20 protein-coding genes and 2 pseudogenes are annotated in these 19,600 nt (G+C 45.2%); 12 read left to right on the forward strand and 10 right to left on the reverse strand.

Annotated elements, in window-relative coordinates; all coding sequences use genetic code 11:
• Nucleotides 1-70: 70 nt before the first annotated feature.
• Together QUA56_RS24945 and QUA56_RS24950 are read right to left on the reverse strand one after the other, a co-directional pair.
• Nucleotides 71-497, reverse strand: a pseudogene (locus QUA56_RS24945) (IS1 family transposase); the annotation flags it as partial.
• Between the two features lie 75 nt (nucleotides 498-572).
• Nucleotides 573-905: a hypothetical protein gene (locus QUA56_RS24950; RefSeq protein ID WP_333363102.1), complete on the reverse strand. Its 333-nt coding sequence runs from the start codon at nucleotides 903-905 to the stop codon at nucleotides 573-575.
• Between the two features lie 605 nt (nucleotides 906-1,510).
• Here QUA56_RS24950 and QUA56_RS24955 point away from each other — a divergent pair.
• Entirely contained in the window at nucleotides 1,511-2,635 is a 1,125-nt protein-coding gene (locus tag QUA56_RS24955; protein WP_333363105.1) for an EAL domain-containing protein, read from the forward strand.
• Between the two features lie 165 nt (nucleotides 2,636-2,800).
• Here QUA56_RS24955 and QUA56_RS24960 read toward each other — a convergent pair whose 3' ends face one another.
• The 3 genes from QUA56_RS24960 to QUA56_RS24970 all read right to left on the reverse strand — a co-directional run bounded on the left by QUA56_RS24960 (nucleotide 2,801) and on the right by QUA56_RS24970 (nucleotide 4,782).
• Nucleotides 2,801-3,676, reverse strand: coding sequence for an SDR family oxidoreductase (locus tag QUA56_RS24960; RefSeq protein ID WP_333363108.1), 876 nt, complete (start codon nucleotides 3,674-3,676; stop codon nucleotides 2,801-2,803).
• A 171-nt stretch (nucleotides 3,677-3,847) separates the two neighbouring features.
• On the reverse strand, nucleotides 3,848-4,633 hold the full coding sequence (xth, locus tag QUA56_RS24965; protein WP_333363111.1) for an exodeoxyribonuclease III: 786 nt from the start codon (nucleotides 4,631-4,633) through the stop codon (nucleotides 3,848-3,850).
• Entirely contained in the window at nucleotides 4,633-4,782 is a 150-nt protein-coding gene (locus QUA56_RS24970) for a hypothetical protein (protein ID WP_333363113.1), read from the reverse strand. The genes xth and QUA56_RS24970 overlap by 1 nt, the downstream gene beginning before the upstream one ends.
• A gap of 15 nt (nucleotides 4,783-4,797) precedes the next feature.
• Here QUA56_RS24970 and QUA56_RS36930 point away from each other — a divergent pair.
• The 3 genes and pseudogenes from QUA56_RS36930 to QUA56_RS24985 all read left to right on the forward strand — a co-directional run.
• A pseudogene (locus QUA56_RS36930) lies at nucleotides 4,798-5,201 on the forward strand (transposase); the annotation flags it as partial.
• Between the two features lie 374 nt (nucleotides 5,202-5,575).
• Nucleotides 5,576-5,905, forward strand: coding sequence for a hypothetical protein (locus tag QUA56_RS24980; protein WP_333363116.1), 330 nt, complete (start codon nucleotides 5,576-5,578; stop codon nucleotides 5,903-5,905).
• A 455-nt stretch (nucleotides 5,906-6,360) separates the two neighbouring features.
• A complete protein-coding gene (locus QUA56_RS24985; RefSeq protein ID WP_333363119.1) occupies nucleotides 6,361-6,699 on the forward strand; it encodes a hypothetical protein in 339 nt (112 codons plus the stop codon).
• A gap of 451 nt (nucleotides 6,700-7,150) precedes the next feature.
• On the opposite strand, the gene serS is transcribed toward QUA56_RS24985, so the two are convergent.
• The 4 genes from serS to QUA56_RS25005 all read right to left on the reverse strand — a co-directional run bounded on the left by serS (nucleotide 7,151) and on the right by QUA56_RS25005 (nucleotide 11,251).
• A complete protein-coding gene (gene serS, locus QUA56_RS24990) occupies nucleotides 7,151-8,431 on the reverse strand; it encodes a serine--tRNA ligase (RefSeq protein WP_333363121.1) in 1,281 nt (426 codons plus the stop codon).
• Between the two features lie 289 nt (nucleotides 8,432-8,720).
• A complete protein-coding gene (locus QUA56_RS24995; RefSeq protein WP_333363124.1) occupies nucleotides 8,721-10,376 on the reverse strand; it encodes an iron uptake porin in 1,656 nt (551 codons plus the stop codon).
• 48 nt (nucleotides 10,377-10,424) lie between these two features.
• Nucleotides 10,425-10,583 (reverse strand): hypothetical protein, encoded by a 159-nt coding sequence (locus QUA56_RS25000; RefSeq protein ID WP_333363127.1) that lies wholly within the window; start codon nucleotides 10,581-10,583, stop codon nucleotides 10,425-10,427.
• The gene (locus QUA56_RS25005) at nucleotides 10,580-11,251 is read right to left on the reverse strand and encodes an ATP-binding cassette domain-containing protein (RefSeq protein WP_333363331.1); all 672 of its coding nucleotides are present in this window, start codon (nucleotides 11,249-11,251) and stop codon (nucleotides 10,580-10,582) included. The genes QUA56_RS25000 and QUA56_RS25005 overlap by 4 nt, the downstream gene beginning before the upstream one ends.
• Nucleotides 11,252-12,139: 888 nt before the next feature.
• Here QUA56_RS25005 and QUA56_RS25010 point away from each other — a divergent pair.
• Together QUA56_RS25010 and QUA56_RS25015 are read left to right on the forward strand one after the other, a co-directional pair.
• Nucleotides 12,140-13,291: a glycosyltransferase family 4 protein gene (locus tag QUA56_RS25010; RefSeq protein ID WP_333363130.1), complete on the forward strand. Its 1,152-nt coding sequence runs from the start codon at nucleotides 12,140-12,142 to the stop codon at nucleotides 13,289-13,291.
• A gap of 118 nt (nucleotides 13,292-13,409) precedes the next feature.
• Nucleotides 13,410-13,790, forward strand: a complete 381-nt coding sequence (locus QUA56_RS25015) for a hypothetical protein (RefSeq protein WP_333363133.1) — start codon at nucleotides 13,410-13,412, stop codon at nucleotides 13,788-13,790.
• Nucleotides 13,791-13,917: 127 nt separating this feature from the next.
• On the opposite strand, the gene QUA56_RS25020 is transcribed toward QUA56_RS25015, so the two are convergent.
• Complete coding sequence (locus QUA56_RS25020) at nucleotides 13,918-14,166, reverse strand: chlororespiratory reduction protein 7 (RefSeq protein WP_333363136.1); 249 nt, start codon at nucleotides 14,164-14,166, stop codon at nucleotides 13,918-13,920.
• Nucleotides 14,167-14,464: 298 nt separating this feature from the next.
• Between QUA56_RS25020 and sir the strand changes: the two genes are divergently transcribed.
• The 6 genes from sir to QUA56_RS25050 all read left to right on the forward strand — a co-directional run bounded on the left by sir (nucleotide 14,465) and on the right by QUA56_RS25050 (nucleotide 19,600).
• Nucleotides 14,465-16,456, forward strand: coding sequence for a sulfite reductase, ferredoxin dependent (gene sir / locus QUA56_RS25025; protein ID WP_333363139.1), 1,992 nt, complete (start codon nucleotides 14,465-14,467; stop codon nucleotides 16,454-16,456).
• A 255-nt stretch (nucleotides 16,457-16,711) separates the two neighbouring features.
• Nucleotides 16,712-17,536, forward strand: a complete 825-nt coding sequence (locus QUA56_RS25030; protein ID WP_333363142.1) for a 16S rRNA (uracil(1498)-N(3))-methyltransferase — start codon at nucleotides 16,712-16,714, stop codon at nucleotides 17,534-17,536.
• Nucleotides 17,537-17,616: 80 nt separating this feature from the next.
• Nucleotides 17,617-17,847 (forward strand): hypothetical protein, encoded by a 231-nt coding sequence (locus QUA56_RS25035; RefSeq protein WP_333363145.1) that lies wholly within the window; start codon nucleotides 17,617-17,619, stop codon nucleotides 17,845-17,847.
• A 95-nt stretch (nucleotides 17,848-17,942) separates the two neighbouring features.
• Nucleotides 17,943-18,380, forward strand: coding sequence for a lysozyme inhibitor LprI family protein (locus tag QUA56_RS25040; RefSeq protein WP_333363148.1), 438 nt, complete (start codon nucleotides 17,943-17,945; stop codon nucleotides 18,378-18,380).
• A 17-nt stretch (nucleotides 18,381-18,397) separates the two neighbouring features.
• A complete protein-coding gene (locus QUA56_RS25045; protein ID WP_333363151.1) occupies nucleotides 18,398-18,973 on the forward strand; it encodes a hypothetical protein in 576 nt (191 codons plus the stop codon).
• A 36-nt stretch (nucleotides 18,974-19,009) separates the two neighbouring features.
• The gene (locus QUA56_RS25050; RefSeq protein ID WP_333363153.1) at nucleotides 19,010-19,600 is read left to right on the forward strand and encodes a hypothetical protein; all 591 of its coding nucleotides are present in this window, start codon (nucleotides 19,010-19,012) and stop codon (nucleotides 19,598-19,600) included.

Consider the following 19,600-nt stretch of genomic DNA (forward strand, 5'->3'; position numbering starts at 1 on the left):
GTCCCCGCTCGCGTATTCTACAAATCGCGAGCGGGGACGCTCGCACTATAAATGCAAAACTGAGATGCTCCAATTTAATTGAATACCCTAGCATTTGTTCACACTTAGAATAACAAAGAGTTTTTCTTTTTAAGCGAGCTATCCGGGTGTCTTAGTCTTGTATTTTCACCCTCAACTCTTGTCATATAGGTTTTGCTAATAATCTGATCTCCCTCCGGAATAACATTTGGGTAAACTTTCGGGCCATCTGTCACATAAAAATAGCATTTCCATTTACTAACAAGATCCCATAGTGGTTCAAAAGTTTTTGCGATATGGTCGCCTAAAGTCCATCCTAAAATACCTGGCTTAAAGTGGTCTACTGCTGTCCAGATCCAGAAGTTTTTTTTTGAACCGACAAATGTTTGTAATTCATCTAATTCTCCCACTTGTGGATTTATTTGTGGTTCATAAAAATCTGGCAAGAGTTTTCCTGCTTGTTTTACCCAATTAATAATTGGGCGTTGCTGAATACAGGTATGAATTAAAGATTTCCCAATTGCTATAAGCCAAGTATGGTGAGTTTTGTAACATCAAGCGAAAGTTGATTCATACGCCAGAATCAGCAACGCCAACGATTCTAGGGCGGTAGCAACCAAGTGAGCTTTATTTAAGGCGTCAGTGATGCCCTGCATTGTGAGGTAGCACCCACAAGTTTTGTTGACCCGCTTGTCGCCTAGTCTGAACTGAAGGGTGATGTAAGACCCTTTAGCCTTACTATCCTTCTTTAGTCCTACCCCTTTGGGGCATTCTTTCTGTGCTTGCTTGAAGTAGTCTAAAATCTGCTCATACCCAATAAGGTAGTCAGCGGATGTGCTGAGTGTGACTGAATTAGATTTTTCGCTCAATGTTGCATAATGTTGCATAATGCTGAGTCGCTTACTGTGTAAAGAATACAGCAGACCGCTCTGTTTTCGCTCAAACGCAAAACAGGTTGCCTAGATTGAGCGAAAAAATGGGCTAGGATGGCGGAAAGTGGTAGAATAGTTCTGAGAGCTTAATTCAAATCCTGTCATCCCGATTTTAAAATTAAATTGGATATTCCGCAGCAAGTGAGTTTGTATTGGGCGATCGTCCGGCTGGGTATATTTGTGGTAGGAGTAAATTGGTCTAGCTCCTTGTCCTGTTAATTCCCATTTGCTAAAAAATCAACTGTAGCCACTGTTTTCGTAAAGGGAATTAGACAATAAGGCGTAAAGAATCTGAGCAGCAATAGAGAATAGAGAGTAAGTGTTTGCGTTCTCCCTCTGTGAGGATTTTGGAATGTGTTTAATGACACGTACTTGCTCAATGCTGAGAAATTTTGCCCAGGTTTGAAACCACAGGCAATTAAAAAGACCGCAATAATTCTCAACTGCAAGCTCATCAATATTTAGATATTGAGATAGATGTATTAATAGCTGAATGAGCTTATAATAAAAGTAAATTGCTAGCTGTTCTAAAATTAACCCAAAAACCGGAGCATATTCCAATGCAAAGAAGTGGCAAAGCCTTCGGGTCATGCTCTCGCTGCGAAACAGTACCCGAAAAAATAGACGGAGGCGGAGGCCTATACTTGTGGTTTCCAGTATCGCACACGCTGAACAAGGTTATTTCTGCACTGACCCAGGCTAAATTTGAATTCCGGCTTTTAGAAGAGAGCAAGTGTTTGTACATTATGCTTGAGGGAATAGCGAAAGAAAAGTTTAGCGCCCTAGCCTCATCGGCGCTGACAAATCAAGAGTTGAAAAAGACAAAAGTTTTGTGGATGCGCGAAGTTGAACAGCCGAAACTTAGCGATTTTTCTCGCAGCACTTCCTTAGACTCTTTTATTAACTTCAGCAACTCTGATTGGCTGTTAGATTTATTGTCGGAAGAACGCATTACTACGCATTTTCAGCCCATTGTTTATACCTCAGATACTTCTAAAATTTTTGCCCACGAAGCGCTGTTCCGAGGAATTGACGAGCAGGGAAACTTAATTTATCCGGGTCGGATTTTTGCCCAAGCAGAATCAGCAGGCATAATTTTTCAACTAGATGCTTTGGCCCGGACTCGCGCTATCCGCGAAGCCCATGTTTACGATATCCAAGAACTACTTTTTATTAATTTTTCTCCGACTTCAGTTTACGATCCCGCTACGTGCCTGCGAATGACAGTACAGGCTATTGATGAATCGGGAATTCCTCACAGCAATATTGTTTTTGAGGTAGCGGAATCTCGGCACCCTCCAGATATCGAGCACTTGATTAAAATTCTGAGGTTTTACCGAGATGCGGGATTTTTAATTGCACTAGATGATTTTGGCAGCGGTTCTTCTAATTTAAACTTGATACACCAGTTGCGTCCTGATTTTATTAAGTTAGATATGGAATTGATTCGCAATGTCCATCAAGATTATTATAAGGCACTAATTACGGAAAAGATGTTAGAAATTGCCTGTAAATTAGACATTAAAACAGTTGCTGAAGGTGTGGAAACTGTGGAAGAGTTGGAGTGGGTGCGGCAGCGGGGAGCGGATTTTGTTCAAGGTTATTTGATTGCTAAACCAACTTCTCCGCCGATCGCAGTTACGAGCTATATTGGTGGTGTTGAAGCAGTGCCTATGTCTGCTTAAATAATTTCCAGTTGCGATTTGGCGCTACATTTGCTCGTTCCCAGGCCCTGCCTGGGGACGCATATCAGGAGGCTCTGCCTCCATTAAAATGAGACAACAATTTGGAGGCAGAGCCTCCGGATCTTCATTACCAGGCAGAGCCTGGTAACGAGAATAACCAGCACTTTAAACGCTCAAATTGCGCCGCAAAAAGCTTTCTAAGGATTCCATTCTCATGCCGTAGATTGATTCCAAGTTTTGCACTTCTTCGGGAGTGCAGAAAAACTCGTTACCCAGCAATACCCGCAAAGTTCCCAAGCCTTTTTGAGCTTGAGGGTTCAACAAACCCACAGCAGTTCGCAAGCCGTCAAACACAACCAATGGCGGGTTGATTACTATCGGTTCGCGATTGAATAAGCGTCCGAAAATGCGGGCAATGTCGTCTCTTGTCAGCACATCTGGGCCGCCGACTGGCAAGATTTGGTTGCGGGCGCCTGCAAGAGTTGGCGAGTCTACTGCAATCTTTGCCAAGTCGTCGGTACTAACAACAGATGTGCGGTTTTTGCCGTCGCCAATTAGCAGGTAAAGTCCGGTTTCTCGAAATCTTTCTGCTAGCGGTAACAAGCTGGAAGCAAAACCGGCAGGCCGCAAAATGGTATAATTCAATCCGCTGTTTTGCAGGTATTTTTCTACTTCTCGCTTGGCTTTAAATACTGCGGAATCTTCGTATCCCCGATCGACTCCCAGTACAGAAATAAAGACAAAGTGCTGCACTCCGGCTGCTTTGGCGCAGTCGATCAATTCTATGTTAGCGCGGTAGTGTACTGCTTGAACGTCGCCGCCGGTGCCGTGGGTGCTGATGATGTACTGCACTCCTTGGCAGGCTTTTTTAATATCTTTGTCTTGTTTTAAGTCGCCGATAAAAATCTCGGCGCCTCGGTTTTCTAGTTCCGAGTAGCGAGAGGCGAGGCGAACAAATGCGCGAACAGGCTTGTCTTGCTGTCTGATTTCTCGTACAATTCGGCGGCCTAGTGCGCCTGTTGCTCCGGTTACTAAGAACATGATTTTTAGTTGTTGGTTGTTACTTACATCTTGTACCTTTCTCAAGAACAGGCAAGATGCCTGTACCACAAAGAGTGAATTTTCTTGTGGGGTGGGCATCCTGCCCGCCCATAAAAGGCTTATTGAGAATGGTGCAAGATGTCAGTTGTTATTAACCTTATAACTGATAAATCAAATTTCGACAATTACGGGGGCGTGGTCGCTGGGTTTGATTAATTTTCTGGGGGCAATGTCTATTGTACAGTTTTTTGCTTGTTCGTACAGGGGAAAACTGAGATAATGGTGGTCGATTCTCCAGCCGTTGTTGCGGGGAAATGCGGCGGCGCGGTAGTCCCACCAGCTATAATGTCCGCCTTCTGATGTGAATTTGCGGAAGGGGTCGTTTAATCCTAATTCTATGATTTCTGTGAGTGCGAGGCGTTCGGCTACTGATAGGCCAACTGAGTTTGCAGCAGCTTTGGGATTGTGGATATCTCGATCGTCCGGGACGATGTTGAAATCGCCGCAAATGCACAATTTTGGGGATTTGTCGAGGGTAATTTTGAGGTATTTTTGGAGGAGTTTGAGCCACTTTAGTTTGTACTCATATTTCTCGCTGCCGACTTCGGAACCGTTGGGAACGTATACGCAAATAATGCAAATATCGTCGATTATTCCGGCTATTAGGCGTTTTTGTTCGTCAAAAATACCTGCGGTTTCGTCGCCGAGAATGGGGGCAAATCCGCTGCTGATTTGCTTTAGGGGCGATCGGCTGAGAATGGCGACGCCGTTGTAGGATTTTTGACCGGAAATGTAGCAGTTGTAGCCGAGGTTGGTGAAGGCTTCTAGGGGGAAGTCTTTGTCTGTAACTTTGGTTTCTTGGAGGCAGATAACGTCTGGGGAGTTTGCTTGCAACCAGCTAGTAACGTGTTCTAGGCGGGTGCGGATTGAGTTGACGTTCCAGGTGGCGATTTTCATTAATACAGTAATCCTAACGGTGATGTGGGGGGAACCCAAATTTGGATGACTCGGCGGTTGAAAGAGACTGTTGGCGAATCTCTGAGGGGCTTCACCCCTGGTAGATCGCCGTCCTGAATAGGCAGCATGATTGTGCGATCGTGCACCATATTAAATAATTTATTATGACTCTTCACCCACACAACTGGTCATGGATTCGAGAAATGACCGCCTCCGTAGCACGAACCTCCTTTCCCAAACCAAATCCATAGATGAAAATGCGCGACGAACTCGGAGTGTTGTACCAAGATACTGACTTTGTGACCTTGTTTCGAGCCGACGGCGGTCAAAGTGCGCTATCACCTGGACAATTAGCATTAATCAGTGTGATGCAATTTGCCTCCTGATTGACTGACCGACAAGCAGCAGAAGCGGTCAGAAGTCGTAGAGATTGGAAGTATGCTTATTCGACTAGAAATTACCGATAGCCGTGCGTGATTATTCAGTTTTAAGTGAATGGAGAAGTCGATTAATTACTTCGGGACGTGAAAGTGAATTACTCGCTCGAATGCTAGCACACTTTCAAGATAAGGGATGCCTCAAAGCCAGGGGGCAAGGCAGAACTGACTCGACTCATGTCATCGGAGCCATCCGCAAAATCAACCGTCTCTCAGGGGTTGGAGAAACTTTACGTCATGCCTTAAATCAGTTAGCAACTGTGGCGGATGAATGGTTGTTAACAGTAGTCGCTCGGGATTGGTCGGTACGTTATGGCGCGAGATTTGAGCAATACCGTTTACCAAAATCTCAAACAGAAAAAGAAAGCTTGGCATTGACTATTGGCCGTGATATAGCAATCCTAAATGATTTGAAAAATAGTACGCGAGCAAGATGCTCGCACTACAAGGATTCCGATCTAGCTCGATTTTGCGACAGATTTAGGACTGCTATAGTCATCTGTTATTGTCAGCTTTATATCACCCGTTAAGTCCTGAATGGTTGCGCCAGCTCAAAGCGGTAGAAATTTTACGATGTGTGTGGATACAGCAATATCGGTGGTGTAAAGGGCAAGTCTATTGGCCAGAAGCCGATAATTTACCGCCTCACAAGCAGTTAATTATTTCCCCCGATGATACCGAGGCTGGTAATCGGACAAAAAGAGATGTAAATTGGACAGGTTATACAGTACATATTACAGAAACTTGCGATCGAGATGCACCTGATTTAATTACTAATGTGGAAACGACACCCGCCACCACTGGAGATGTAGAACTGACTCAGGTGCTCGATTGAGCTAAAGCTCGATAAACATCTGTTGCCACAAGAACATACAGCATATTCCATGTATAGCCTTTCTCAAAAAGATGAGGTATGACTGACAGCTTACATAACCACCCACACTTATTGGGCCGGGGCCCAACAACGTCCGCGAATCTTTCGCTCGAACCGCTATATATAGCCTTTCTCAAAAAGATGAGGTATGACTGACAGCTTACATAACCACCCAGACGCTTGAGGGCCCAAGCCCAACTACGTACCTCATCTTGCTGAGAACCGCTATATGTAGTACACACAATCTTGTAGTAAGTAAGGTGCGTCGCTTTCAGAGTCAATCTGCAAGTTCCATTTAAAAGGTCGCAGCGACGCACCCTACATATTAGACCTCTTGCAAAAATTCTTTTATCAATTGATGGGACGGGCAAGATGCCCGTCCCACAAAAGTTATTTTTTATTGTGGGACGGGCATCTTGCCCGTCCTAACTATTTTTGCAAGAGGTCTATTAACATCACACAATATAAATATAGCGGCTGCTGTACTTCATCAACCTGGAATATGCTGTATCGTCGATACTGCTGATGTTGATGCCCAACATTTGCTGACGAGTGAGACTCAATTAGGTATTGAACTCTTTGGCCCTGTACCCTCTGACTCAAGTTGGCAAGAAAAAGCCAAGCAAGGCTTTGAGCTTTCTGGTTTTACCGTTGATTGGGAGCATCACCATGCTATTTGTCGGCAAGGCAATATCAGCCAATCCTGGCATCCACGCTCGGATAACTATGGCAATCGGGTGATTCAAGTCCGATGAAAGTCGCCCCGATGGTGCTGGTTGTCCTGTTCGCTCTCAATGTACTCATTCGCCCGCCTGGGCCGGTGTTCTGACTCTCAAACCTCAACCTCTTTACGAAGCTAAGGCCAAGGGTAGGGCCAGACAACATACCCTGGATTTTAAGCAGCGTTATGCCCGCTCGGGCTGGTGTTGAAAGCTCTCTGTCTCAAGGAATTCGTGTTTTTGGTTGGCTGCTTGTGCTGGTTATATGGGTCTTGCCAAGACTCGTCTGCAACATATTGTGACTGCGGCGATGAATCTGTCAAGAATCTGGGCAAGAGGGCGCAACATTCCGATTGGCTTGACGAGTGTCTCTCGTTTTTGTGCTCTTTTTACCTCCGCCCGATCGTAGTTCTCTTGCCATGATTATGGGATGTTTGGTTTCACCCTTTTTTAATTCGCCAACAGTCTCTTTCAATCGCCGAGTGACTTATAAAACTTCCCGTCCTAAATATGGTTGTAAGGCTTCCGGCACTTTTACAGTTCCGTCTGGCTGCTGGTAATTCTCCAAAATTGCCGCCATTGTGCGGCCCACAGCTAAACCGGAACCGTTGAGGGCGTGAACGAATTGAGTGCCTTTTTTACCAGCTTCTTTAAAGCGAATATTCGCCCGCCGCGCCTGAAAATCTGCGACGTTAGAACAACTGGAAATCTCGCGGTATTTGCCCGCAGATGGCAGCCACACCTCTAAATCGTAGGTTTTTGCTGCCGCGAAACCTAAGTCGCCCGTACACAGTGCGATCGCCCGATAAGGCAATTTCAGCGCCTGCAAAACTCCCTCGGCATCCTGCACTAACTTTTCGTGTTCTGCTTCGGAGGTACTCGGATGCACGAGTTTTACCAATTCAACTTTATTAAATTGGTGCAGTCTAATTAATCCCCTGGTATCTTTGCCGTAACTGCCAGCTTCGCGGCGAAAGCAAGGAGTGTAAGAACAGTGATAAATTGGCAACTGTTCTGCTGTCAATATTTCACCTCTGTACAAATTGACAACCGGAACTTCGGAAGTAGGAATTAACCACAAATCGTCTTGGTCGCACTTGAAACTTTCTTCGGCAAATTTTGGCAGTTGACCTGTGGCTGTGAGAGATTCGGTGTTAACTAAAAATGGGGGAAGAACTTCTACATAACCGGCTTTTGTGTGCCGGTCGAGCATGAATTGAATTATCGCTCTTTCCAGGGCTGCACCTGCGCCAATTAAGCTGACGAAGCGGGGCTGAGCGATTTTTACTGCCCGTTCAAAGTTGATGATTCCTAATTTTTCGCCGATTTCCCAGTGCGGCAAAATACCGGAATTTTGGGGAATGTATTCGTCTCCCCAGCGCCGGATTTCGACGTTTTCATTTTCATTTTTGCCGATCGGCGTTGACTTGTCGGGCAAGTTTGGCAGCGGCAATAATAAGGCTTCTATTTGAGCTTTTAGGTCTTTTTCTTGTGCTTGCAGTTCGTTCGACTCGGTGCCGACTGCGTTGCCTTCTGCTTGCAGTTCCTGAACTTCGGGAGATTCGAGGGTTAAACCCGATTTTCTTTTTTGACCGATGAGTTTGGCAATTTCGTTGCTGCGGGCTTGCAGTTGCGATCGCTTCCCTTCCAACTCCCGCTGCTGTTTGTCTAACTGCACGATCGGCTCGATTTCATAGTTACCTCCGCGCAGGTTGAGGCTTTCTTGCACGGCTTGCGGGTTTTCTCGGATTAATTTGAGGTCTAGCACAGATTTATTCTAAATCTTAAATCTTAGATCGGCTGGGACAAAACGAGATGATACAGAAGCTTTGTCAATCATTGGCGCATTCAATCATAACTTATTCTGATCTAAAATATCCGTTGGGTATCACCCATGAAGGGTGACACCCCACAAATGTCTGCTATACTTGCAAATATTAGTAGATGCACCCTGATAATTTTTTACCCCAGCCAGCAATGGCCGGGTTTTTTGTTGTGGCATGGACTTGAAAGGCGAGAGCGTATTGGTGCGTCAGTCCTGACAAATATCTTTCCGACTAAAAGTTAAACCCAGTGCGGAGCAACCAAACCCATTGAGTGTCGTTGCGGCTGTCATTCTCAGGATTCACAACGACCCAAAAAGCAGGGGTGATGGAAATGTTGTCGTTGACCTGAAAGCGATAGAACGCTTCAATGTGATAGGAAGTATCTCGCTCGCGGCGCACATTACTGCTGGTCACGCGACCTGGTAAACCCACCAAAATCCCGGGTAGATTGCCTTCACCTCCTACATCTGGGAAACTGATCCCGATCGCCCCATACACAATATCCGCGCGATCGTCGCCGTCAACATTTAGCAAAACCACGCCGCCTCTACCATCAGAAACGCTGCTAACACCCGAATTTTCTGCATTGGCGCGAGTATAAACGCCCCAACCGTGAACTTGGAAGCGGGGAGCAAGGCGGTAGAATCCTTGTACGGCTACAGAATCGCTGGATGTAGCAATATTGTCCCCAAACGGTCGCGCAGCCAGAAAACTGCCCGTACCGCCTGTGAGGTCGGCTTTACCGCTTGGTGCAAAGGTACGAGAATAGGCTACGCCAATTGCTCCGCGATCGCGCCGGTAGGCAAGCTGAACCAGAGCGTTGTACGAACCGTTGAATAAACCGTTACTTTGCTGCGAGAGATTGGGATTTCCGGCGACATAGCCCACAGTCAGGGTGAGGTTTTTGACGATCGTCCAGTTGACAGCAGCACCGCCACCTCCCCGGCGGTAGAGGGGACTGTATTGTCCGAACTTCGAGGGAATTCCCTCACTATCGCTGGCGATCGTGGGAGGAGTCAGCAAATCGGTAATATCGGAATACCCAACACCTGTCGGGCCCACGGTCAGCGAGAGATTAGAGGTCAGCGGGGTGACATACAATATGTGAGGGACGGTGATTGTGTTATCGACATTGCCGTCAAAGTTCAAGGCCGTCATATTTGTACCCGTCTTGTCGGCAATTCTGCCCAAGTTGCCGAATTCCAAACGGGTTCTCAGCATATCGCGACCGGTGAAGCTGGTTTCAAAATTTAATCGCCCCCGGTTGGCAAGAATTGTGTTGGTGCGATCGCGCGAATCCCCAACACTGTTACCGGAGGTATCTGTTACCACCACGATAATTTCGGCATTCAGCTTCGTCGTAGTCGAGAACTGATTCGCTTCTAGTTCTGCTGTGCGTGCATCGAGAGCATCGACTCGACCCCGCAACACCGATAATTCAGTTGCAAATTCTGCTTGCAGCTTTTGGACGATCGCTAAATCTTCCCCAGTAATCTGGTTGGTTGTTCCGGCGGCAATTAGTTCGCTGACTCGATCGAGACAGCTATTCAATCCTGCTGCAAATTCGTACCGCGTTACCGCGCGGTTTCCTCTGTAAGTACCGTCGGGATAACCGGCAATGCAACCGTAGCGTTCTACTAGAGATTGCAGCGCCTGAAACGCCCAGTCAGTGGGTTTTACATCCGAGAGTTGAGAGACAGAATTCACCTGCGCGAAAGGGTCTTCTGCCAAGGTATTTAACGGTTCAGAAGCTACCGTTTCAGTTGACTGAGGAGCAACTGAGCTATCAATTGGTGCAGCAAAACTTGAGGATAATGTTAGTAGAAATACAGCAGGCGTTCCCAGGATAAAAGCAGTAATCGGGTGATAATAATGCTGGATGTGCATAGGACAAAGCTCCGCATAAAAAACAGATAGAACGAATTAGCAATACCTTTACGCTGCGCTAGAACTGGTGCGAACTTTGTCAATCGTCACAGCGACAATAATCACCCAACCTTTGACAACTAACTGCCAGAAGAAAGACACATTCATCAGATTTAGTCCATTGTTAAGCAAAGCAATACTACTGGTTTTTGTTTGCATTTCGCTCATGATTTTTTGACCTCTATTGCCCCAGTGGCATAAGCCATAATGTTCTCTTGTGTAATTTTTTCGCCCGTCGATCCGCCGACTTCACCTACGAGACTTCCGGCCCGCATCACTAAGACGCGATCGCTCATTCCCACAATTTCCGGCAACTCGCTGGAAATCATCAAAATGGCTACCCCTTTGGCTGCCAATTCGCTAATAATTCGATAAATTTCGCTTTTTGCCCCAATGTCCACACCCCGCGTCGGTTCATCTAGCAAAAGTACCTTTGGATTAATGGCCAACCAACGTGCTAACAGTAATTTTTGTTGATTTCCCCCAGATAAATCCATTGCTCTGATGCTCGGACTGGCAAGACGAATGCCTAAGTCTTGAATGGCATCAGTCACAACTTTTGCCAGGTTTTTGGAATTGATTATGCCAGCTTTTGTCTCTCGATCCAAAATATTTAGGGTGATATTTTCGCCCGAACTCATATCGAGAAATAAACCGAGATTTTTCCGATCTTCTGGTACGCAGGCAATTCCAGCTTCTATTGCATCATCTGGACTTAAGATGTACTGTTGTTTTGCTTGAGTGCATCTAGAGCTTCTGGTGCGCCATCTACGCCAACTATAAAGAATTAGCTCCTTTGTGCCTGTTTGGCGGCTAATTCTGCACCTATGGCACAGGGGTCATTAATTGCAAAAACGCCGTCTATACTAAAAATACTGAATGCGATCGTTATTCGTTTCACCTCAAACTCCAATTAATGCTTGTTTGGAGAGAGTCGCTTGCCCGTATGACATTGGACACCCAACATTATTTTTTGTTGGTTTAAGCTTAAATACCTAATGTTTTATGTGACAGGCTTTTCTTGGTACATGATTGTACGAGACCTTGTTTTTTTCTGCTCGTAAAACTTTCTCTATCGGCTCGATAAACTAATTTTGTGAACAGAAAAGATACGAATATATAATCTCTGTCCTCACTGCAAAAAAATCAACGATGCTTGAATTTTTTAAATGCTTTATGAGCCTTATTCTTTTTATTTGGAGAAGATTTCTAGGAGAATATTTTCGACAAAATCTTTCAGAATTTTAAAAAAACCTGGCAGAATTATATTAGATTTAACTCTCTATCTCGGATGATGATAACAGTTAAAAACTGGCTCGATATCTATCTTTGGATAGATAATACTTTTACCAAAAACTAAAGAGGCGATCGCCTCGATCGGCACCGGTCTGCTAATCCGCAGTCTGGTCGGACGCGCTGCGCCAACTCAATAAATCTTAAATTTTGCTTGGGGTAGGATATTGTTAAAAATCATTAAGTTTACAGTAAATTACGGTAGATTATAGTAAACTTCAACCACAGCCTCGCACTCACCCATGCAGCTAGTTAAAAAGCCCTAATAAAAAAGCAGATCGTCGCTCAAAACCAACGGTGAAAGTAGGCGAGTCAAATATTTGCCTGTAAAACCTGCAACTACAGTCATCTTGACATGGTTTAAAAGCTCTGGATAATGGCGATCGCCCTTTTTTGCGGTTACTATACAGCAATAATTGTCTGCGCTGTCAATGCGTAAATCTGAGATGCGATCGGCAAATTACCTATTCTGTTTCCTAGAAATATTTGCCAGCGAAGGCGGCATTCAATCCTACGTTCAAGACATTCTGAAAGCTTATGCGTCAATAACCGCAAAGACAAACTCGCCGCAAGCTGAAGTTTTGCTGTTGCGAGATTCCCCAAACTGCAACAATCCTTACCAGTCAAAAAATCTGAAATTTTATTACCTCAAAACTGAGAATGCCGGGTTGGGCCGTCTTAAGTTTGCTACAGTATTACTAACTCGCTTGCTGCAAAAACGACCGAAACGGGTTTTCTGCGGTCACATCAAACTCGCACCGCTAATTCAGACTTTGTGCCAACCTTTAGGAATTCCCTACACGATTTTAACTTACGGCAAGGAAGTTTGGGAACCGCTTCCGCCCAAATATCAAATAGCAATGAGCAAAGCTGAGAGTATTTGGACTATTAGCAGGTACACGCGCGATCGCACTTGCTGCAATAATCAATTAAATCCCGAAAAATTCCACATAGTACCTTGTACTGTAGATGGTAATATGTTTGCTACTGGCCCTAAACCGCTGCATTTATTAAAGCAGTACGATCTGGTTGGTGCTAAAATATTGATGACCGTGGCCAGATTGCGATCGACAGATATTTACAAAGGTGTCGATGTCACAATTCAAGCTTTGCCGCTAATCGCAAAAACGTTTCCCAATGTGAAATACTTAGTTATTGGCAGAGGAGACGATCGACCTAGATTAGCCAAACTCGCTGATGATTTGGGAGTTGCCGAAAGAGTAATATTTGCGGGTTTTGTACCGACAGAAAATTTAGCAGCCCATTACCAGTTAGCCGATGCTTATGTAATGCCCTCCCAGGAAGGCTTCGGTATAGTTTATTTGGAAGCGCTGGCTTGCGGAATACCTGTCCTTGCGGGGGACGCGGACGGCTCGGCAGATCCGCTGCAAGATGGTAAACTGGGGTGGCGAGTTCCTCACCGAGATTCGGCAGCAGTAGCGGTTGCTTGTGGGGAAATGCTGCGGGGGGAGGATAAAAGGTGCGATCGCCGCTGGTTGAGGGAACAAACCCTCGCAAGATTTAGTTTTGAATCCCTTTGTCAATCCTTGCAAGGATTTTTTCAACCCTCTGAGTCAGATTAACTTATGCAGTAGAGAGCGGTCTCTCCGTGTACAATGGGAAAATTAACTCGATCGACCGCAGGAATTTCTGAGTAGGATAGAGTTATGCCTACCTGCAAAGACACCCAAGGAGACCACCGTGAACCAAGGCACCCCCAAAATCTCTTTAAAGTTACCCCGTATTAGCAATTGGCTGATACTGCTGGGGATCGCGTGTTTGTTGGTGTCAATCGGTTTGGGTTGGGTAGTTAAATCATTGTTGATTGTAGTAGGTTTTTTGTTTCTGACGCCTGTGGTCGCATTTTTCGCGCTTCAGTGGTGGCTGAAACGCAATTTAATTGAGGACAAGTGTCCGGTTTGTCAATACGAATTTACAGCTTTAAATCAAACTCAGTTTCAGTGTGCCAACTGCGGCGAACCTCTGAAAATAGAGCAAGGTCATTTTAGCCGTTTGACTCCGCCCGGTACGATCGATGTTACCGCAGTTGAAGTATCATCGGTGCAACAGTTGGAAGAATAGTTAGTTGTTATTGGTTATTGGTTATTTGTTACTTGTCAGTAGTTTTTGGTTGTTAGTTGTTAAGTTCTTAGTTGTTGGCTCTAATAACCAATAACCAATAACCAATAACAACTAACTATTCCCAAAATTACTTTTCTAGACGCACTGCATACCACTGCAAAAACTTTCCAGGCCCGACATCTAATTCACAATAAGTATTAATTAAATACTTAGCTTGAGCTTCCAAACCCGATATTTTATTCACGTCCTGCGGCAAATCTTCGTGTTCCTGAGCTAAGACAGCTTTCAGCTTTTCTAAGAGTTCCGCCGCATTCAAAAACTGCTCTGGCTGGTTTGTTTCTAACACCACAAAGGTGTCTTCGTCATACAGTGACATAGTTTCAAAGGTTGAGGTTAATTATTTGTAAAATTTCGTGCAGTTAAGCGATCGAAAGTATAAACTCTTAATTACAATTTTCCAGCCCCGGCTCGATCGTGTTACACTTGAACAACATCAGAATTCCTACCGGATTACCGTTATTAACTTACTTGTTAACTTACTTGTTAACCGAGTGGTCAACATATCCGACACAGCATTTCTGAGTAAATTTGTCAAGTACAAATTTGTCAAGTGTCAAATTGTCAAGAAATATTCGATCGGCTGTATCTAATTATAACTGGCACTATACATTCCCATGATCACATCTTCCACTTCAACCCCAGTTGCGCGCAAGCCCTCTAAATCAGAAGGTCTCAAAGAACGCAGCAACTATTTACGAGAACCTGTTGCGACTGAACTGTTACAAGAAACTACCCACTTCACCGAAGACGGGATTCAGATTCTCAAATTTCACGGCTCGTACCAGCAAGACAACCGCGACAATCGAGTTAAAGGACAAGAAAAAGACTATCAGTTCATGCTCCGCACCCGCAATCCCGGCGGGTTCACTCCGTCGCAATTATACCTAGCCTTAGACAAGCTATCTGAAGAATACGGCAACCGCACGATCCGCGTTACAACGCGCCAAGGTTTCCAACTTCACGGGGTGTTGAAAAAAAATCTTAAAGCAGTGTTTTCCTCAATTATTAAAAATATGGGGTCAACCTTGGGAGCTTGCGGCGACTTGAACCGCAACGTCATGGCACCGCCAGCACCGTACAAAAATCGCCCAGAATACAAGTATGCGCTGGAATACGCCAACAATGTCGCCGATTTGCTGACGCCGCAAACCGGTGCTTATTACGAAATTTGGTTGGACGGCGAAAAAGCTATTTCGGCCGAGGAAGACCCCGCAGTGAAGGCTGCGAGACAGAAAAACGGCAACGGCACAATTTTTAGCGACGACAAAGAAGAACCGATTTACGGCAGCCATTATATGCCGCGCAAATTTAAGTGTTCCGTTACCGTGCCGGGAGACAATTCAATTGACTTGTACTCTCAGGATTTGAGCTTGGTGGTAATTACCAATGAAGCTGGCGAATTGCAAGGTTTTGACGTGTTTGCTGGCGGCGGTTTGGGCCGCACTCACAATAAAGAAGAGACTTTTGCGCGGGTTGCGGATGAGATTTGCTATGTTGCCAAGGATGATGTTTACTATTTGGTCAAGGCAATTGTAGCAACGCAAAGAGATTACGGCGATCGCACAGACAGACGGCACGCGCGGCTGAAGTACCTGATGAACGACAAAGGCGTAGAGTGGTTCCGCGAAAAAGTAGCAGAATATTTTGGCAAACCCCTAGAAGCCTTTAAACCGCTGCCTGAGTGGAAGTATTTTGATTTCTTGGGCTGGCACGAACAAGGAGACGGCAAACTGTTTGTCGGCATTTCCGTGGATAATGGCCGGATCAAGGATGAAGGTTCATTTCAGCTAAAAACGGCTTTGCGGGAAATTGTGCAGAAGCACAACTTGCCGATACTGGCGACGCCGCACCAAAACGTGCTGATTTACGATATTTCGCCGGATCTCAAACAGGAAATTCAGGGAATACTCGATCGATGCGGCATTCAGCGGGAAACAGCGATCGACCCCTTAGTGCGCTATGCAATGGCCTGTCCGGCAATGCCGACTTGCGGGCTGGCGATTACCGAGTCTGAGCGCGTGATTCCGAGCATTTTAGAGCGGATTCGGGCGATTTTGACCAAAGTTGGCTTGGCAGACGAGCATTTGGTGGTGCGGATGACTGGTTGCCCAAATGGATGCGCCCGCCCTTATATGGCAGAATTGGGGTTTGTCGGGAGTTCGCCGGAATCCTACCAGATTTGGCTGGGCGGTTCTCCCGAACAAACGCGGCTGGCAAAACCAATTGAGGAAAAGCTGCACGTCAAGAATTTTGAAGCTTTTCTGGAGCCGATTTTTGTTTATTTCAAGCAAAAACGGCAACTGAGCGAGAGTTTTGGCAATTTTTGCGATCGCGTCGGGTTAGAATCTATCCGTCAATTTGTAACCAACTACCAATCTACTGACTCGATGACAACCGATATTAATGATTTAGATGTTACGTCTAGTAACGATGACGGGAACGAGACAGCCACTCCTAGCGGTGGCAAAGTCCGCCGTCGAATTAGCGTCCGCGATGAAATCTACAACGAGCTCAAGGAAGAAGCAGCCCGTCAGGGCAAGCCGATTACACAGCTAGCTACAGAGGCGATTTCCACTTATTTAAAGAAGATTAAGGAGGAAGCATAAGCCGATTTTCACTTTTCGATTTTTGCTCGCATCAAATAAACCTCACGCAAAAATAACATAAGGGCAGAGCATTTGCAGAAAAAAACTTGGATTTGTAAAATAATTCCGGTTGTAAATGCTTTGCCTTTATATTGTTTTTGAGCGGTTAAAACCCCGCCTGCCTATCTCCTTTCATTCTCTCTTACTCTGCGTTCTCTGCGTTCTCTGCGGTTAAATAAAAAAAAATCTAATAGAAAACGAACAATCCCAAATTCAATGCCTCAATTACAAAGATTAGCAATTAGTGCCGCTCAAATTTGCGATCGCAAAATCGACTTAACCAAAGAACAGCAGCATTATTTAAACCGAGTGCTGCGTTTGAGTGAGGGCGATCGATTTATTGCGATGGACGGCCGGGGACATTGGTGGTGTGCCGTCCTAGAATTGCGGGAAACCGGGTTATTTGCCTCGATAGCAGAGGAGATTTCTGTAAACAGTGAGCTACCCGTAGAGGTGACTTTGATGGCGGCATTGCCGAAGGGAAACGGCTTTGACGAGGTTGTGAGACAGGCGACGGAGTTGGGTGTGGCAAGTATTGTGCCGGTAACGAGCGATCGAACTTTGCTCAAACCGAGTTCTCAGAAAGTCGATCGGTGGAGAAGAATTGCTGCGGAGGCGGCGGAACAATCGGAACGTCAATTTGTGCCGGCGATTTTAGAGCCTGTTTCGTTTGATGTTGCTGTAAAAGATTGCGGTCAAAAATATCGATTTATTTGTGTTGCTCGCGGGGACAATCGGCATTTGTGGGATTGTTTGTTGGGTAATTTAGAACCCCCCCAGCCCCCCTTGTTAAGGGGGGAGCCAGATGGAGCGACTGGTTTCGATCCCCCCCAGCCCCCCTTAATAAGGGGGGAGGAAGAACGGGAGGAATTAGCGATTGTGATTGCTGTTGGGCCGGAGGGTGGATGGACTGAGGGTGAGGTGAAAAGAGCGATCGAGTTTGGTTTTGAAGCTGTTTCTTTGGGGAGTAGAATTCTCAGGGCGGTGACAGCGCCGATTGTGGCTTTATCCTTAGTTGGCGCCGCATTTGAGAAGTGCTAATATTCACAAAAAAGTACGGAGACTTGCTGGGTTTGGCGATCGCCGCTAAAATGTAAATGGCTAATTATCACAGAAGTAAAATGTTACAGTCAGTAGAGGGCATATATCGAAATGGCAAAATCGAATTACTGGAAACACCCACCGACATAGAAGAAGCGCAAGTTATTGTTACTTTTATGCCAAAATCAGGGCTAGTAAACTTGCAATCTCGCGGTATCGATCGGGAGCCAGCAGCAGATTTACGAGTTCGGCTGAGGAGATTGGCTCCTGATTGGGAACTACCGGAAATGGATGCTTACGATGCCTTATAATCATCGCATTCAGTAAATAAAAAAATGTTTAAATAAATCAAATCTACTTTGTTTTGTGTTAATAAAAATTATCATATAGGTGGGGTTTACGAATAATGAAAATAGATTTGAAGAAAAGTCGATCGCTCTTTTGGTCGATTCCCTACGGGATAGCTTCGCTTCACGCGCTTTTGGCAATTTTCGGTACAACATCAGTTTTTGCACAATCTGGGCGCTCTGTCATTGCTCAACAGATTAATTGCGATCGCCCTCAAGGAGATGTAGAAGTCAGAGCTTGTATTCGGTTGAAGTATGAGGCCTCGGATCGACGACTGAATGAGGTTTACAAACAACTGATTTCCCAATTAAGCGGCGAAGAGCGATCGCTACTTTCGGAAGCACAATTAGGGTGGATTAAACTGCGAGATAAAACCTGCGAGTTTGAAGTGTATAGAAATCGCGGCGGTACAGGTTATCAAGATTTTCTAAACGAATGTTTGGAGCGGATGACGAAACAACGTACAGCCGAATTAGAGAAATATTTACAGAGATAAAGGAGGAATAGCAATCGATGCGAAAGTTAAACTCTTCAACAAAATTTGTCACATTACTAATTAGCACGCTTGTCATTTTTGCGGTTTCGGTAACATCAGTTAATGCTCAAGCGCAACTCACAGAGCGATCGCAACTAGCAATTAATGGCATTAGGCCGATCCGAGTAGGAATGACCGTTGATGAAGCCTCAAAATCTGCTGGAATTAAATTAATTACAAGTGGGAGTGGTGGTGTTGACGAATATCAGTGTTCCTACGTTCACCCACAAGGAGAACCAAAAGAAATTGCCTTTATGGTAGTAAAAGGTCGTATTGCTAGAGTAGATATTAACAACAAGCGCATGACCACCCTCAGAGGAGCTAAAATCGGGAATACTCAAGAGCAAATTATTAAGCTGTATCCAGGGCAAATTAAAGAAACTCCACATCCTTATGTTGGCGGCCCGCCTCAAAATGGCAAATATTTAACTTTTGTACCTAAAGATGCCGCTGACAAAAACTACCGGATTATTTTTGAGACTAGCAAAAATCGTGTAACTCGATTTCGTTCAGGGAAACTTCCTGAAGTTGAGTATATAGAAGGCTGTTCGTAATCTGGCAAAAATCCCTACCAAAAACAAGGAAAATTCATGAAAATGCGATCGCCCATCACCATCACCATCATCGCAGCAATCCTAGCCGCCAGCATACAATCTGTAACGGCTGAGCGATCGACAAATCAAGGGCAATTGCTAGCCAATACTCAGCTATCTGACATACAAACAAATCAGCTTAAGTCTCTCGGAGTTAAAGTTGCCATTCCTAGCTATATTCCCGCCGGATTTCAGGTGGCTAGCGTTCAAGTTAAACCTTGTCCTTCAGGAGTCCGCCGTTTTTGCCCTAACTACGCAATTATCTATGGAAACTCTAATAACTCTTGCTTTGCTATTGAATCCACAGGTGGCGGTATTGGCGATATGCCATCGACGGACTTAGAACGGAGTTATCCCGTCAACAATTCAATATTGGGCAAAAGCGCAGTGTTAAAATATCGTAAAAACCCTCGACTTTCTGGCCCTACTTTAACAGGATCTTGGATGGGTAAAGGCCCATTTTACAGATTTACTGGTGCGGGTTCTCGTCTTTTCTTAGATACTGCGCCTCCAGAGTTATCTAATTGTAAGGACATTAGCCCCCAAGAAGCTGTCCGGGTTTGGGAATCTCTGCGATACTTACCATAA

The organism is Microcoleus sp. N3A4 (assembly GCF_036701805.1).
Taxonomy (GTDB): Bacteria; Cyanobacteriota; Cyanobacteriia; order Cyanobacteriales; family Microcoleaceae; genus Microcoleus.